This window comes from Congregibacter sp. (genome assembly GCF_965660375.1).
GTDB lineage: Bacteria > Pseudomonadota > Gammaproteobacteria > Pseudomonadales > Halieaceae > Congregibacter.
The window spans coordinates 1-15,542 of sequence record NZ_CBFHZO010000059.1 but is presented as its reverse complement, the minus strand read 5'-3'; the positions used below and the strand labels follow the sequence as shown (position 1 = coordinate 15,542).

Here is a 15,542-nt window from a genome sequence, read left to right as displayed (position 1 = left end):
GGAGCAGGCCAGCCGCATTCCCTGGGGCGTGCTCCTGTTGTTCGCAGGAGGAATCTGCCTGGCCAAGGGCTTTGTCGCTTCGGGCCTGAGCGACGTGTTGGGTCAGGCGCTGGCGTCGCTCATTAATATGCCAACGATCCTGCTTATTCTGGTGGTGTGCCTGGCAGTCACCTTCATGACGGAAGCGACCAGCAATACCGCCAGCACCACGCTGCTCATGCCGGTGCTTGCCGCGGCGGCACTGGCCGCCTCCCTGCCGCCAGAGCTGATTATGGTCCCTGCGGCGATGAGCGCGAGCTGTGCGTTTATGCTGCCGGTGGCCACAGCGCCTAACAGCGTGGTTTTTGGTTCTGGTCTGATTACTACTACGCGGATGGCCCGGGAGGGGCTGATGCTTAACTTTATCGCCGCAGCGGTCGTCACCCTGGTGTGTTACGGAGTAATGGTCCTATGACAACGGGTACACGGGTCCTGGGCCTCGTCCTGATTATCAGCTCCCTGGGGCTTCTCTATCCCGGTATTACCCAGCCGGTTTTGACGCTGAGCGGTGAATTGGAAAAAGCCGAGCTCGCCGATTTTGGTATCGATCTTATCGCAGGCGATAAGGGCAACAGCCAAACCCGGGACATGCTCAATGCCATGGCGCGCATGATGGGACTGGATCAGATCGAAGGTCGCGTGGAGGCTTACCGGAGTACACGCTCTATCCTGGGTATGTCCCGGGAGCTTGCCGATAACGGTAATCTGCTGGTGGCCGTGATGATTGTCAGCTTCAGCGTATTGATACCGGTGCTGAAGCTGCTGTTTCAGGCAAGCGCGTTATTGCTGCCCCCAGGCTACGCGACCAGGCTGTTAAAACTCAATGCCGCTTTGGGCAAGTGGTCCATGGCCGATGTGTTTGTGATGGCGATGCTCATCGCCTTTATGGCGGGCAGGGCGTCCAATCATGTCGGCGAGCTGCTGATTATGGATGCCCAGCTGGAGAGGGGCTTCTGGTTTTTTCTGGGCTACTGCCTGTTTGCGATCGCCGCCGGCGGGTTGCTCAATCTTTTGGCCGCTCGCCAGAACAGCCCGGAGCGTTCCTCCGGTGCATCAAGCCTCGTGGAGCAGGCCGCGGATCAATCGCCTCGGAGCGATACAGTATAGCCTTCGTCGGGTGAGGCTTTGCCCTGAAGTACGCTCAGGAAGGCTTCCCGGGCAGCCGACTCACCGTCGAACTGTCGGATCTTCAGCCAGTCATCAGCAAAGCGTCGGAAATTCACAAAGCTCGTTGCGATACGCTTCTCCATTTCGCTGGGTCCCCACTCCTTGCTGCGTTTTGCGGCCTGTGCGGGGGCGAAAAACAGCTCCGGTTGCGGTCCGGGCAGGGTCTTACCCTCGCCCATGGGGCCATCCTGATGGGTGGCGCCCACCAGACAGGCATAGCGCAGCTCATCCCCGTAATGGCTATGCAAGGCCATGTTGACGGCGCGATCACCCGCCATGTCGACGCTCACCGCGGGGTTCTTTGACAGGCTGGCAATGTCGTCATAGGTCACCACAACATCGTAGCAACCCAGCGCCTCGCAAAACGCCTTGTTGCGCGCCGAGGTCAGTCCCACGCTGCGCAGGGCACCGCGCGCCTGCACCGCCTGCGCGAGGGCGATGGAGGTTTTACTTGATGCGCTGGTAATCAGGCAGTCCCTGGCACCGTAAAAATCGTTGTCAAAGAGCGCGTCTTCACACAGCCAGGAGGTGAGGTAGAGACCTCGCAAAAGGCTGTCCTGCTCCTCACGAGCCGCTTCATAGATCGGATTTTTCGCTGCACGCTGAAATTGGGCATAGATGGGCGCCAGACCTTCCCGATGCGCCGATAGGTCACAAAAATTGTATTCGTTAGCACTGCCGGCATTGATCAGCAGATGGGTGGACATGGGGAAAAACCCCCAGACCCGCTCGCCCACGGCAACATCTGTATGGGCGCTGTCGACGACGGTGGCATAGCCCATGGCCGGCACCCGACCCCAGGCCTCATCTCCCGTAGGGAAGAAGCGCCAGTAACCCAGTAAATCGCCCACATGGCAGTAGCTGATGTTGTTGGCGGTGAGCGCAAAGCGATCCACCTCCAGCAGCACCTGACCCTCATCCAGTGTCGCAGGCAGTGCGTCTTCTACCACACGCAGCTGGTCAAAGGCGTCGCGGCGGGTTTCCAGGGTCAGTTGTTTGCCCATGGCGTTTTAGAGCGCTTCCATAATAGTTTCGGCGGCGCTCACATCCACGCCCGCACCCGGCTCCACATTGAGAGTAGTGACCGTGCCGTTCTCCACGATCATGGCGTAACGCTGACTGCGCAGACCCATACCAAAGCCGCGGCCATCGAGCTCCAGGTCCAACGCCTTGGTGAAGTCGCCGTTGCCATCGGCGAGCATCATGATGTGGTCGGCATTCTGTGCTTTACCCCAGGCATCCATCACAAAGGCATCATTCACAGAGAGACAGGCGATGGTGTCCACTCCGGATGCAAGGATTTTGTCGGCATTTACCACGTAGCCGGGGAGGTGGGTCATAGAGCACCCGGGCGTAAAGGCGCCGGGCACAGCGAAAAGAACGACTTTTTTACCGGAAAATAGCTCGTCGGTGCTTATGGGGGTCGGGCCGTTCTCGCCCATGACCTGTAATTTACCAGAGGGGATTTTGTCGCCAACGGAAATGCTCATCTACGTTTCCTTACCTGATTGCTAAAAAGGGAGACCGATTCTGCCTATCAAGCGGTCCTGCTGTCCACTGCCGTACGTTACTGATTGGAGGCATCCATCATGCCGTCAAAAATCATTTCGCATTCCCGGTAGAAGTCCATTTGCTCCTCGCCGAGGTACGGCGCGATCATGGTAAGCAATTGGAGTACGCCTTGATGAATGCAGCGCTGGGCATCGCTCTCGTCATGAAGAAGCCGATCGTAGCTCAACCAGTAGGTGAGCTGGAGCGTCATGTTCTCCACCAGGGCGTCCATCTGCACTTTCCCCAGTTGGGTTTCTGACTGCTCGAATAGACTGCTGATGATCGCTTTGAGCGCAGCGCGCTTTGCCGTCAGGATACGACGAAAGCCCCGCACAAGGCTGGGATAGCGCCGCATGAGATCATCCAGGTTGTGATAAAAAAACCGGTACAGATAGAGCTCTTCAAGCACCACGTACAGGTAATACCAGTTGTCTTCGACTCGCCCTTTGTGTTCGTGAAGTGGTTGTTCCACCGGGGCATTCAGGGTTTGTGTCAGTGCCAGCTGAAACTGCTCAAAGAGCTCAGCGATGATCTGGTCCTTGCCCTTGAAATGGTAATAGAGGTTACCCGGGCTGATATCCAGTTCCCCGGCGATATCCAAAGTTGTCGCATGGGCCTCGCCTTCCTCATTAAACAGACGGAGGCTGGCGACGAGGATGCGATCCCGGGTTTTCACCGTGATTCAGACGCGTTTCAGCGTGACTTTTTTCGGGCGGGCGCTTTTTTGGCGGTTTGAGGCTTCTTTGCGGCAGGGCGTTTTGCAGCAGGGCGTTTTTTTGCGGGTGATTTCTTTGCCCGGGCGGGCGCTTTCTTCTTCTTGGCTGGAGCTTTACGCGGTGTTTTCAGGGTGCCGCTGGCACTGAGCGCCGCGGTGAGGGCATCAACGCGATTGGCCAGGCGGTCAATTTTTTCGTGGAGGGCCAGGAGATCCTCGCCTCGCGCCGGACGCTGCAGATTGAAGTTTTCCCGCACACGATTTATTCGATCTTCCACGGAGTTGCGCGCCGAGGAGCCCGCTTCGATGGCGTCCCGGGCTTCGTCTTCCAGCGCGGCGCCTGCTTTGACCAGCTCGCGAAACAGCTTCGGCGGTTCAACCCCGGCTTTCTCCAGACGGCCCTGGGCTTCATCGACTGCTCGTCCGTAGGCGCCCACGCCAGCTAGCCATATATTTTTCGCGATCTCGCCGGCTTTATCGGTAACTTTGTTCTTATCATCTGTCATCGTGTTTCCTTCGCGTGATTGCCTTTGCTGGAGCATGGGGCGTCATCGGCATGAGAGCTGCCACGACACCCGGACGCAGGGGTTGCGCAGTGTTGAACGACAGGCTTTTTAAAGCTCTAGGTCGGAAGTCTAGCAGACCGGATTTTCGGCGCGGGACAAAAAGCCAAAAAAAAGGGGTCACAATGTGACCCCCAAAAATCCCCAGGTCGGGGACAGTGAACCCGTTCGGGTAATCAGGCAGCGGCTTTAAAGCCTACTGTGTCCTTCAGCTCGGCAAAGCGCGTACGCGCTTTTTCCAGCTGTGCTTCAAGCTTGGCACGATCCAACGCTGCAACGTCCAGCTTGGGCAGATCAATGTCGTCAATGGCAGTTTTCGCCTGCTTCTCTACTTTCTGGCCACGCTTGACCATGTCGGAGTAGAGCTTGTCTGCTTTCTTGCGACGAGCGTTCAGTTCAGTCTCGACAGTTTTGATCTGGTCCTGAAACTGATCAAATGCCATGCCGTAGAAGCCCAGGCTTGCCAGGAATGCGTTGCGGCTTGCTTCAGTGACGCGGCCCTGCAGGCTGGCAGTCTTCTTGGCCGTGGTTTTGCGAGCAGTGGCTGCTTTGCGAGCGACAGGCTTACGCTTGGCAGTGGTTTTAGCACTGGTCTTACTTTTTGCAGTGGTCTTGCGCTTAGGTGCTGCTTTTTTGGCTTCAGCCATGATGTTTACTCCCAGAATTTACAATTTCAATATGCTGCAATCAATGTCCTGAATACGCCGCTGGGTCCGAGGACCCGCTGACGACTACTTGTTACGCCTGCATCGCCATCCGGGGGCTGAAGCAGGGAGAATGACTGGAATCATAATTTCTCTCCTTGTTATCCAGCGCTGCGGAATTGCGTCACTGGAACATGTCGGCCTTATTGGATAATGCTATCTGGCGTGGCGCTGACTACTCACATCTCCAGTGACGCCTACTTTAGGAAAAAAAATTAGAGCAAACATACTAATTACAAACAGCGGACTGTGAATTTTCCGCACAGCGGGCTTTGCCCTGCGATTACTTCAACGCATGGAATAGCTCAGCTTTACAAAAGAAAACGGACGCCTGAGCGTCCGTGTAATCGTTCTTTGTGGTGCGTCACTCAGCCCAGGGGTTGCGGTCCCGCTGCTACGATCGCCGAGCCCGCATCAAACATCTCGATGTTGTCCTGGAATAGCGTTGCAAGTCTATTGGCCTGGGCATCGTAGGCCGCGGTGTCGCCCCAGTTCTCCCGGGGGTTCACAAACTGCGCGTCCACACCGGGAATTTCCGTGGGGAAGTCCAGGTTGAGAATATCCAGATGACCGCGAGGGGCATCCAGCAGCGCGCCGCTCTCTGCAGCACTGATGACGGCACGGGTGACGGGGATGGGGAAACGGGAGCCGGAACCGCCGGCCGAACCCGAGCCACCGGTCCAGCCGGTGTTCACCAGGTAGACCTGACTGCCGAACTCTTCGATGCGCTTCATGAGAAGCTCAGCGTAATCGCTGGCAGGGCGGGGCATAAAGGGCGCACCAAAACATGCGGAAAAAGTGGGGTGAATGCCGGCTTCGGCGCCTACTTCGGTGGAGCCCACTCGCGCGGTGTAGCCACTGAGAAAATGGAAGGCTGCGGCTTCTTTTGACAGGATGGAGATCGGCGGTAAAACGCCAGACACATCGCAGGTCAGGAAGATGACGCATTTGGGCTCACCGGCTGCGTTGGCTTCGATGCGCTTGGGCACGTGCACCAGAGGGTAGCAGCAGCGGCCGTTTTCCGTGAGGCTGGTGTCGTCATAATCGGCGTGGCGATTCTCATCGACGACCACGTTTTCCACGATCGCGCCAAACTTGATGGCGTCCCAAATGATGGGCTCGTTCTTCTGACTGAGGTTGATAGTCTTGGCGTAGCAACCGCCCTCAAGATTGAATACGGCGCCGCGGGTCCAGCCATGCTCATCGTCGCCGATGAGATAGCGGTCGGGGTCTGCAGACAGGGTGGTTTTACCCGTGCCGGACAGCCCGAAAAACAGCGTGGTATCGCCATCTTCGCCCACATTGGCTGAGCAGTGCATGCTCATGACGTCTTTTTCTGGTAGCAGGAAGTTCTGCACAGAGAAGACCGATTTTTTCATCTCACCGCCGTAGCGCATACCCGCAATCAGGATTTTGCGCTGGGCAAAGTTGACGATTACCGTGGCTTCCGAGGCTGTGCCATCGCGCTCGGGCTCGCAGACAAACTCCGGCACGTTCATCACTGACCACTCGGGCTTGCGACCCGGGTTGTACTCCTCGGGCTTGATAAACATATTGCGGCCAAACAGACCGTGCCAGGCCCACTGGGTCGTGACCTGCAGAGGGAGGTAGTGATCGCTGTGGGCACCGACGTGAAGGTGGGACACAAAGCGATCGTGCTCACTGAGGTAGCTTTCCACCCGCTCCCAGAGCGCATCAAACTTGTCGGCCTCAAAGGGCCGGTTTACGCTCCCCCAATCGACGGCGTCTTCGCAGCTGGGCTCGCGGACAACAAAGCGATCGCCGGGAGAGCGGCCTGTGCGCTTGCCCGTGGTTACAAGAAGAGCGCCGGTATCAGTGAGGGTACCTTCACCGCGGCGGAGCGCCTCTTCGATAAAGTCGGCGGGCTGCAGGTCTACGTATTCCTGCGGGGTGGAGTTACTGGCGCTCATGCAGAGGGGTCCTGTGTTGGCATGTCGGAGCGTTGCGCTGAGTGCTACTGCCGCCTTGGGCTTCTCACGGTTGTGATGGGCGTTCCGGGGGAAAGGGCACGCTGGCTGGGATCTTACCGCTCAATTTGGGGGCGGTATTATGGCGAATCGTGGGGGGATTGTGAACCGGATGAAAGTGCGCTGATTCTCACTTTTTTCAGTGGATGGGCGCGTCATCACCAGAGCTGAGAAGTCCCCGCAGATCGCTCTCGCGAAACTGGTAACGCTGGTTACAGAACTCGCAATCCATGGTGACGGCTCCCTGTTCCTTGATGATGTCGCGGATTTCCTCCTCGCCGAGCGTGGCGAGAGCCGCCAGGGTTCGATCCTGGCTGCAGCTGCAGCGAAAGCGCACGGGCTCAAGATCAAAAAGGCGTAATACCTCCTCATGATAAAGGCGGTGTAACAGCGTTGCGTCCCCCAGGCCAATGAGCTCTTCGCCGCTGAGCGTTGCCGCCAGCATGCAGACCCGGTCCCATTGCTCTTCACGGTTAGCGGCGTTGCCTTCCAGTTGCGGCGGTAGTTGCTGTAACAGCAGGCCCGCCGCGCGGGATCCGTCGCTACTGAGATGCAGACGGGTTTGCAGTTGCTCGGACTGACTGAAGTAGCTGTCCAGGCTTCGTGCGAGGGATCCGCCTGTCAGGGGCACGATGCCCTGGTATTGCTTACCCCGCTCGGGCGTCACCGTCAGTACCAGCTGGCCGCCACCGAGAAGCGCATCGAAGCTGTCGGAGCTGGCGCCCTCGGCGCCCCGGGCAATCGCCCGGACGGTGAGCTCACTGCTGCACTCGGCCATGATCAGCGGCACCTCGCGGTCGCTGCGTGCCTGGACCGTGAGGCTGCCCCGGAACTTCAAGGTGCTCGCGAGGAGGACCGAGGCCACCAGGAACTCCCCCAGCAACCGGCTCACGCCCGCGGGGTAGCTATGAATATCGCTCGCGTCACTGATTACCTGGTCCAGGTGAACAATTTCTCCGCGCAGATCCATGTGTTCGAAAAGAAAGCGGCGTTTGCCGTCAGCGTGACGGATGGTGGGGATGTCGGTCAGTGTTGTCATGGGACACAGTATAAAAGCATAGGGGTTGCGACCGAAGCCCCGTGCTAGCATGCGGCGCGATTATTCGAGCTTAGATTCAACTTCCCCAATGCAGACCGTTCTTTTATACGCAGTGACCGTCGTGATCTGGGGCACCAGCTGGTTTGCCATCAAGTACCAGCTGGGGCCGGTGGATCCACTGGTATCCATCGCTCATCGCATGGCGCTGGCGGCGGCTTTTTGCGCGATGCTCACGCAGCTGACTCAGGGTTTTGTGCGGCTCAGCCTGCAGAATCATCTACGAATCTTTTTTCAAAGCCTGTGTCTCTTTTCCTGTAACTATCTGTTTATCTATGCGGCTACCGCTGATTTGTCCTCGGGGCTTATCGCGGTGATTTTTTCCACCATGGTGGCGCTGAACGCCCTCGGTGGGGCCCTGTTCCTGAATATGCCCCTGCGTGCACCGGTGGTAGTGGGTGGGCTCCTGGGATTGCTGGGTATGGCTGCGCTTTTTTATCCTGAACTGGAAACCCTAAGCTGGTCCGATCCGCGACTGCAGGCGCTGTTGCTGTGCTTCCTGGGAACGCTCTGCGCCTCTGCGGGTAACCTGGTGGCAGCAGGCAGTCTCCGTCGGGGGCTACCAGTGCTGACCTGCAATACCTGGGGGATGTTTTACGGGGGATGCACCTTGTACCTGGCCGCGCTGCTGCTGGACATTCCTATTACCGTCGATCTGAGTCGCGATTATCTGAGCTCCCTGGCCTATCTGGCCTTCTTTGCAACGGTGCTCGCGTTCTGGGCTTATGTGTCGCTTATCGGGCGCATCGGGCCCGATCGCGCTGCCTACACCACGCTGCTGTTCCCCATCGTGGCATTGCTTGTCTCCAGCGTGCTTGAGGGGTATGCATGGACCGTCTGGTCCGCAGCGGGGTTATCGCTGGTACTGCTTGGCAACTGGTTGGCCATGCGCGGCGTGCGCAGCTGACCTATACTGCCGAAAAACAATAACGAGGTGAGCCAGCGTGGCAGGATTTCAGATACGCAAGCCGCACAGCATGAATAAGGCCGAGCTTCGCGAAGCCGCGGAGGGTCTGGCCAAGCAATTGGAGGGCAGCCATGGTGTACGCGCCCGATGGGAAGGCGATTCTGTGCGTATCAAGGGTGCGGGTGTTGACGGCAAACTCACCCTGTCGGATGTGGACGTGCTGGTCAGCGTGGAGTTGGGGCTAATGGCATCAGCGTTTAAAGGGCCGCTGCGTAATGAAGTGCAGCGCTTTCTGGATGAGTACGTATCCTAGCGTCTCGCCAAACTGTGCGTTTCTCTTTGCACCGTCTGTCGTTTGCGAGCTAAGTTGGGGCCGTCCTGCGACGGCCCCGGTATGAAAACTAGGCAGAGTGACGGGTGGTTCGAAGATAGGGAAGGCGCACATTAATCTCGCCAAACTTGTCTCTTGCCTGATCATCGTCGAGAGCCAGGCCCACAATTACATCCTGACCGATTTCCCAGTTTGCCGGGGTTGCGATCGGTTCACCGTAAGTGGCCTGGAGAGCGTCAAGGGCCCTTACGACTTCGGCAAAATTTCGACCCACAGACATTGGATAGGTCATGGACAGCTGTAGCTTTTTGTCGGGGCTGAATATAAACACCACGCGTACGCTGGCGGAGTCCGCCGCAGTGCGTCCGTCTGGCAGGTAGGCATCCGCGGGTAACATGTCCAGCGCCTTGGAAACCTCCAGCGCCTCATCAGCGATGATTGGAAATGATGCCTTTGCCCCCGAAAAACTTTCGATATCGGCTTTCCAGCTTTTGTGCTCTTCAACACTATCGACTGACAGGCCGATCACTTTCGTATCGCGCTTTTCCCATTCGTCGGCTAGCTGGGCTACCGCACCGAATTCTGTGGTGCATACCGGCGTGAAATCTTTGGGGTGACTGAACAAAATAGTCCATTTGTCGCCAATGAAGTCGTGCAACTTATAGTTGCCCTGGTCCGTGATCAGGTCGAGATTTGGAACCGTGTCATTAATTCGAAGTGCCATGTGTATCTCCATTTACAAGGGCTTTTCAGATTGCGGCTGAGGTTTAAATCCTCAAGTCCCGAATACAATAGCTGGCGGGCCCTTATATAACAAATGAATATATCCTTATAACTTAATCGACATAAACGATTGATTTTAATTTTTCGATTTATTTTTTTGAATAATTGTTGTTTTGCTAAGGTCTTGAAAAGCGCGGCCAACATACCCGTGAATAAAAAGCTGCTGTTTAAACGTACAGTCAATGCGGACGGTTCCTAAACACGGCCAGGCTGCACGGAACAATGTCCCGTATCCCTGAGTAATCATAATCCCGCTTATCGAAAAACCCGGAGATACCTTATGAACGCTCCGACTTCTGATACTACGATGTCTGTCAATCCTGAAGAAATGGCACGCTATAACAAGCTCTCGGAAACCTGGTGGGACCCCACGGGGCCTATGTGGCCTCTCCATCGCCTGAATAACTTAAGAGTGCCTTTTGTGGTGAACGCCGTGACTCAGCATTTTGGTCTACAAACCTCTGATACCGCACTAAGGGGACTGACAATCCTCGATATCGGCTGTGGAGCGGGCCTGCTCTCAGAGGCGATGGCGCGCTCCGGCGCAACAGTTACCGGCGTGGATCCTGCCCAGCGGAACATCGAAATCGCTGCCAGTCATGCGGCGGCAGAAGGCTTAACGATTGAATACATTCACGGAAGCATAGATAGCGTTGTCGACAGGCAGTTCGATGTAGTGCTGAACATGGAGGTCGTGGAGCACGTGGAGAACCTCCAGGCGTTTATGGCGTCCTGCGGCACCTGCGTTGCCAGCGGTGGTATGCAGATAGTTGCGACACTGAACCGAAACTTTAAATCCTGGTTGTTTGCCATCATCGGTGCCGAGTATGTGCTGCGCTGGCTGCCCAAAGGCACGCATCAGTGGCGAAAGTTTGTGACGCCAAGGGAGACCCGTAGCATGTTGACGGATGCGGGCTTAATTACGCTGAAGTTGGCGGGTGTAGCTGTGAACCCCATTACGCGATCTTATAGCCTCACCGACGACACCAGCGTTAATTATATGATTGTGGCCGCGCGTGATCGCTAGGGTAAGGTGCGGTGAACAGCGCCATAGAAAGCGCGGGAAACACCAACTCATGATCGGGTGGAGATAACCGAGTGTTTTTTGTTTTGCTGGTCATCGTTCTCATCTGCGCCATCGCTCTGCCCGGGCTGTGGGTAAAGCGGGTGCTGAAGAAGTATCAGGAACCTGCCGATCGTTACAAGGCGCAGGGGAGCGGTGCGGAGCTTGCGAGGCATCTTTTGGACCGCTTTGATCTCCAGGAGGTCGCGGTAGAAGAGACAACAGGCGGCGATCATTACGATGCTGAGGCAAAAGCGGTGCGGCTCATGGAGGAGCGATTCCATGGCCACTCCCTGACCGCCATCACCGTAGCTGCCCACGAAGTAGGACACGCCATTCAGGACGCCCGGGGCGAGCGGCTTTTTCGCAACCGCCAGACGCTGGCCAGGCTTGCGATACGAAGTCAGCAAATAGGCGGCGCTGCGATGATCGCTGCACCGGTGGTGATCATGCTGACCCGCGCCCCGGGCGTCGGATTAGCTTTTTTCGCCGCCGCCATTGGCTCGATGTTTGTTAGCACTCTGGTCCACCTTGCCACACTGCCCGTGGAGCTCGACGCAAGTTTCGGTAAGGCGTTGCCCATTCTCGAGGAGGGAAACTACCTGCATGACGGTGACTTGCCCCATGCCAACCGTATTCTTAAAGCGGCCGCGCTGACCTATGTGGCCGCCTCGCTGGGTAGTCTCCTGAATCTGGGGCGTTGGCTCGCGGTGCTGCGTCGTTGAAAGCGTGCACTAAGCTGTCATGCTTTGATCGGGGGGAAGAGGCAGCATCGCCATTGCTGCTATCACTCTGACTGTGCTGTTAGAGGCCTGATACTGCTATTACCGTCCTGACGACGATGGGTGCCTGGCACGATACCACTCTGTCAGTCGCTGGAACCCCACATCAAGGGACACGGTCGGTTTCCACCCCAAGAGTTCGCGAGTCTCTCGTTGATCAAACCAGTGGGCGGTGGAGAGCTGCTCTGCCAGAAAGCTCGTCATGGGCGGATCATCGTTGCGTCCTGTGAGATCCCAGATACGTTCGACGACAAGCCCGCCAGTCTTTGCAATCAATGCTGGAATCTTCAGCCGCGGTGGCGCAAGGTTTGCGGCGGCTGCCATGCGATCAAAAAGCTCATGCACGGGGCGGGGTTCGCCGTTGGAGATCACAAGAGCACGTCCGGATAGAGCGGGGGCCCTGTCGAGGGCGGCAACGATGGCTTCCGCCGCGTTGTCGATGTAGATGCTATCGATGAGTGCCAATCCCGAACCAACAACAGCAAGACGCCCCTGGCGCGCCCGCTCCACTATGCGGCCCACCAATTGCGTATCGCCCGGTCCCCATACAAGATGGGGGCGCACTGCCACTGCGTCTATATCGGGCGCGGCCAGGACCATCTGCTCCGCCGTTGCTTTGGACCGGGCGTAGTGGCCGCGGGCGCCAGCAGGGTCTGCCGGCTCTGCGGGTGCACCCACCAGGGAAACGCCGGAGTGGGCTACCGAGGGCGAGGACACCTGAACGAAGCGACCAGACCCTGCCGCCCGCGCTGCCTCAAGAACAACTCCGGTGCCAACCACGTTGACGCGTTGAAAATCGGCCCAGGGTCCCACCACCGATACCTTGGCTGCCAGATGGATTACGGCTTCTGCGCCGGCTACAGCCTGGGAGACGAGGGTCGTGTTGGTGACCTCGCCGAGATACTCGTCGACCTGTAAATCACAGCTTGTGCGTTGGAGTACCGCCACGTCATCGCCGCGCTCCAGAAGGGTCTTGGCGACGGTGCGCCCCAGCAGGCTGGTAGCGCCGGTAATCAAGACCCTCACGGGGATGTCATACGTTTGCCCGCAAGAACGCCCGATGCCCACATAGCCAGCTCGCCGCGATGAATCTTGGAATTGTGACGACGATCCACGGGCATTTTAGAAATCTCCAAAACGGCCGCTAGGGGAACACCGGCAGCGGATCGCACGGCATCTGCGCGGTGAATCGCTGCCAGTCGTGGTCTTCCTGGCGGGTCCCGTGGACAGATAACTGCGACGACCTGCTGGGTGCCTGGCGGCCCTATACCGACTACGGCCGATTGAGCGATCTCCGGTAGTAACTCTATTGCCTGCTCTACGGCGACGGTCGTGAGAGGCCCCTCCGGGGTTGTGATGATTTCGGCCATGCGCCCCTCTACCCACAAGCGGCCTTCATCGTCGAAGTGGCCGACATCACCACTGCGGTGCCACCCGGGGGGCGTCGCAGCGGCGTGCTGCGTCGCCCAAAGCTTGTCGTAGGTCTCTCTCATATGGGGGGCCTGAATGACGATCTCGCCCGTGACATTCGGGGCCTCAGTAAGCACACCCGACGCCTCGCCCGTGCCGTCAAGGGGGCTGATTCGCACGGTGACACCGCTCACGGGCACCCCAACGCATACACCATTACCAAGGCCAGCGGTCTCGATGCCCTCGAGGGTGATATCGGCGACGGGCAGCACCTCTGTCATTCCGTAGGGCGTGTGAGCTTCGGCATTTGGCATTAACGCTTTGGCCTTACGCAGTACATTAGGGTGTACCGGCGCGCCGGCCGACAACAGCACGCGTACGTTTTGAAGCGCCAGCTCCATATCAGCGCTGAGCTCGTCGGCAGTAGCTGCGACATTGCTGAGGGCTGCGGGTGACGCGAACACCAGCGAGGCATCAATACAAGCGACAGCCTCGGCCAGTGCCGCGGCACTCAGGGTACCCGGCGATGTGACCTTCATCGCGGGCACCATGGATGGGATACCCATGGCGGGGCCATACAGGGCAAAGGGACCAAAGGCCGCCACGAGTCGATCGGTGTCGGTGATCGCGTACGTGTCCATCAGGGCATCACGCTGGGCCTGCAGCTGATGATGGCGGTAGGCAACCCCTTTGGCAGGCCCAGTAGACCCGGAGGTGAACACAACCGCGGCCGGATCGTCGTCGAGGGGCGCAGCCGGAAGAGGGTCGCTTTGACCGAGGGTCTGTAGTTCCGTCAGGCTGGTTACAGCACCAAAAATGCGCATTTCCATCTGTGACTGAGTGTGGGTTGAGATACGTTCTCCCGGCCATTTCAGCAAGCGAGCCGCCGCCAGGGCGCGGTTAACACCGATCACGTATTGCGGTGATGCCGACGCCATGGCCCGGGTAAGACCCCTCGGGCCAAGGCCGGCGTCGGCGAGCACGACCACTGCTCCTCGGCGCCAACAGGCGTACAGCGCAATGCTCAGGTCTATGCCCGGCGGTATGAGGAGTGCGACCCGGTCACCTTTTTTGATGCCCTGTGCGGCCATGCCGGCAGCCGTCTGGCAAACGGTGGTCGCGAGCTCCCTAAAGGTGATGGATCGGTGGCCGTCAGGAGTGGCCTCGGTGACCGCGACCATAGGGTCTTTGGCCCGTGTATCTAACGCCCTCCACAGGGGACTGCGCTTTTCCTCTGTCGTGGTGGTTGGCGCGGGGTCCGCGTGTATCCAGCGATGAATCGTGCCGGCGACATCGGCATCTTCGACCACCAGGTGCCCGGCTCCGATAAAGCGATGGATGTCGGCGTGGGGAAGGCGTTGCTCAAGATCGCGCAGGTACAAATCGGAAAACACCGGGTCCGAGGGGCCCCACAGCATCAGTGCCGGAATATTTGCCAGTCCTGCCAAACCCGAGGCGACAGCCGCAAGATCGTCGTAACTGGGGTGTTCCGGTTCGAGAGGAATATCGGCGACAAAGTCTCCTACCGCCATTCTTCGCCTGACGCTGCGATAAGGGGCCAGGTAGGCATCGCGGAGTTTGCCGCGCAGTCGTGGCTGTGCCAGCACCGTGGTCCCCCAAACAAACAACGGGGATTTTACGCAAACCCATTTAATGAATGGGCGCACCATGCGGATCAGCAGTGGTGCCCGGGCGCCCTCAGGCTGATGTACCGCGGTGTTTGCTACCACCACCCCGGCGAGTCGGTGGACGTTTTGTGTCGCCCACCCCAGAGAGATGGCGCCTCCCCAGTCCTGACCGACGGTGATGATGGGGGTGGTGATGTCCAGGGCATTGATGAGGTCGTCGAGGTCCTGGATGCGCTGGCCCAGGCGACGGGTGGTGCCGGTGCGCTCTGAAAAGCCCATGTCCAGCTGATCAACGGCAATGACTCGCACACCAGGACCGGCCTCCGAAATCACCTTTCGCCAGGTGTAGGACCAGGTGGGATTACCGTGCACGCAGACCAGAGTCACCTGTGCATTGGCAACGCGGTTGTCGAGAACATGAAAAGTATGGTCCCCAGCCTCTACCAGCCGCGACCAGGATGGGTCTAGACCCGGTAAATCAGCAGCAAGGTCAGCGGGCAGGCCGGCGGGCAATTCGGCGAGCTTCTCATCGAGCTTCCGGGTAAAAAAATCGGTTGGCATGGGCGCGGATTCGTCGATGGCTATTGCTGTTGCAGCGGCGGTGTTCTGCGCGGAGTCTACCAAGCGATTTCGAGCGCCATCGCATTGATTCCCGAACCCATGCCCAAACACAGGACCCGGTCCCCGGGCTTCAGTGATTCGGATTCCTGGGCCAGGGTAAGAGGAACCGCCGCGGGACCCGTGTTACCCAGCTTAGGATAGGTGAGGGGCACTTTGTCCACATCAATGCCAAGGCGCTCACAGAGCATGGAGGT

At 58.3% G+C, this 15,542-nt stretch carries 17 protein-coding genes; 6 read left to right on the top strand and 11 right to left on the bottom strand.

Features of this window, described 5'->3' with window-relative positions; genetic code table 11:
• On the top strand, window positions 1–454 hold a 454-nt coding region (locus ACTG3T_RS05210; protein WP_439101207.1), incomplete at its 5' end, for an SLC13 family permease.
• Window positions 451–1,146, top strand: coding sequence for a paraquat-inducible protein A (locus tag ACTG3T_RS05205; RefSeq protein WP_439101206.1), 696 nt, complete (start codon window positions 451–453; stop codon window positions 1,144–1,146). The genes ACTG3T_RS05210 and ACTG3T_RS05205, both read left to right, overlap by 4 nt.
• Here ACTG3T_RS05205 and ACTG3T_RS05200 read toward each other — a convergent pair.
• The 7 genes from ACTG3T_RS05200 to hslO form a co-directional block, all read right to left on the bottom strand.
• Complete coding sequence (locus ACTG3T_RS05200; RefSeq protein ID WP_439101205.1) at window positions 1,119–2,210, bottom strand: DUF2855 family protein; 1,092 nt, start codon at window positions 2,208–2,210, stop codon at window positions 1,119–1,121. The genes ACTG3T_RS05205 and ACTG3T_RS05200 overlap by 28 nt on opposite strands.
• A gap of 6 nt (window positions 2,211–2,216) precedes the next feature.
• Entirely contained in the window at window positions 2,217–2,696 is a 480-nt protein-coding gene (locus ACTG3T_RS05195; protein WP_439101204.1) for a peroxiredoxin, read from the bottom strand.
• A gap of 77 nt (window positions 2,697–2,773) precedes the next feature.
• Window positions 2,774–3,433 carry a TetR/AcrR family transcriptional regulator gene (locus tag ACTG3T_RS05190; protein ID WP_439101203.1) on the bottom strand — a complete coding sequence of 220 codons (660 nt, stop codon included), beginning with the start codon at window positions 3,431–3,433 and terminating at the stop codon, window positions 2,774–2,776.
• Between the two features lie 17 nt (window positions 3,434–3,450).
• Window positions 3,451–3,978, bottom strand: coding sequence for a phasin family protein (locus tag ACTG3T_RS05185; RefSeq protein WP_439101202.1), 528 nt, complete (start codon window positions 3,976–3,978; stop codon window positions 3,451–3,453).
• A 233-nt stretch (window positions 3,979–4,211) separates the two neighbouring features.
• On the bottom strand, window positions 4,212–4,682 hold the full coding sequence (locus ACTG3T_RS05180) for a hypothetical protein (protein WP_439101201.1): 471 nt from the start codon (window positions 4,680–4,682) through the stop codon (window positions 4,212–4,214).
• 425 nt (window positions 4,683–5,107) lie between these two features.
• Entirely contained in the window at window positions 5,108–6,670 is a 1,563-nt protein-coding gene (locus ACTG3T_RS05175) for a phosphoenolpyruvate carboxykinase (RefSeq protein WP_439101200.1), read from the bottom strand.
• Window positions 6,671–6,866: 196 nt separating this feature from the next.
• Window positions 6,867–7,766, bottom strand: coding sequence for an Hsp33 family molecular chaperone HslO (gene hslO, locus ACTG3T_RS05170; protein ID WP_439101199.1), 900 nt, complete (start codon window positions 7,764–7,766; stop codon window positions 6,867–6,869).
• A gap of 49 nt (window positions 7,767–7,815) precedes the next feature.
• On the opposite strand from hslO, the gene ACTG3T_RS05165 reads away from it, so the two are divergent.
• Together ACTG3T_RS05165 and ACTG3T_RS05160 are read left to right on the top strand one after the other, a co-directional pair.
• Window positions 7,816–8,730: a DMT family transporter gene (locus ACTG3T_RS05165; RefSeq protein ID WP_439101198.1), complete on the top strand. Its 915-nt coding sequence runs from the start codon at window positions 7,816–7,818 to the stop codon at window positions 8,728–8,730.
• Between the two features lie 37 nt (window positions 8,731–8,767).
• Window positions 8,768–9,043, top strand: a complete 276-nt coding sequence (locus ACTG3T_RS05160; protein ID WP_439101197.1) for a polyhydroxyalkanoic acid system family protein — start codon at window positions 8,768–8,770, stop codon at window positions 9,041–9,043.
• An 88-nt stretch (window positions 9,044–9,131) separates the two neighbouring features.
• Here the strand turns inward: ACTG3T_RS05160 and ACTG3T_RS05155 are convergent, their stop codons facing one another.
• Window positions 9,132–9,785 carry a peroxiredoxin gene (locus ACTG3T_RS05155; protein WP_439101195.1) on the bottom strand — a complete coding sequence of 218 codons (654 nt, stop codon included), beginning with the start codon at window positions 9,783–9,785 and terminating at the stop codon, window positions 9,132–9,134.
• Between the two features lie 339 nt (window positions 9,786–10,124).
• Between ACTG3T_RS05155 and ubiG the strand changes: the two genes are divergently transcribed.
• Entirely contained in the window at window positions 10,125–10,871 is a 747-nt protein-coding gene (gene ubiG, locus ACTG3T_RS05150; protein ID WP_439101194.1) for a bifunctional 2-polyprenyl-6-hydroxyphenol methylase/3-demethylubiquinol 3-O-methyltransferase UbiG, read from the top strand.
• Window positions 10,872–10,942: 71 nt separating this feature from the next.
• A complete protein-coding gene (locus ACTG3T_RS05145; protein ID WP_439101193.1) occupies window positions 10,943–11,632 on the top strand; it encodes a zinc metallopeptidase in 690 nt (229 codons plus the stop codon).
• A gap of 99 nt (window positions 11,633–11,731) precedes the next feature.
• Here ACTG3T_RS05145 and ACTG3T_RS05140 read toward each other — a convergent pair whose 3' ends face one another.
• The 3 genes from ACTG3T_RS05140 to ACTG3T_RS05130 all read right to left on the bottom strand — a co-directional run.
• Window positions 11,732–12,715 (bottom strand): NAD-dependent epimerase/dehydratase family protein, encoded by a 984-nt coding sequence (locus ACTG3T_RS05140; RefSeq protein WP_439101192.1) that lies wholly within the window; start codon window positions 12,713–12,715, stop codon window positions 11,732–11,734.
• Entirely contained in the window at window positions 12,712–15,288 is a 2,577-nt protein-coding gene (locus tag ACTG3T_RS05135; RefSeq protein WP_439101191.1) for an alpha/beta fold hydrolase, read from the bottom strand. Before ACTG3T_RS05135 ends, ACTG3T_RS05140 begins: the two co-directional genes overlap by 4 nt.
• Before the next feature lie 56 nt (window positions 15,289–15,344).
• Window positions 15,345–15,542: 3-oxoacyl-[acyl-carrier-protein] synthase III C-terminal domain-containing protein (locus tag ACTG3T_RS05130; RefSeq protein ID WP_439101190.1), on the bottom strand; the 198-nt coding region annotated here is incomplete at its 5' end.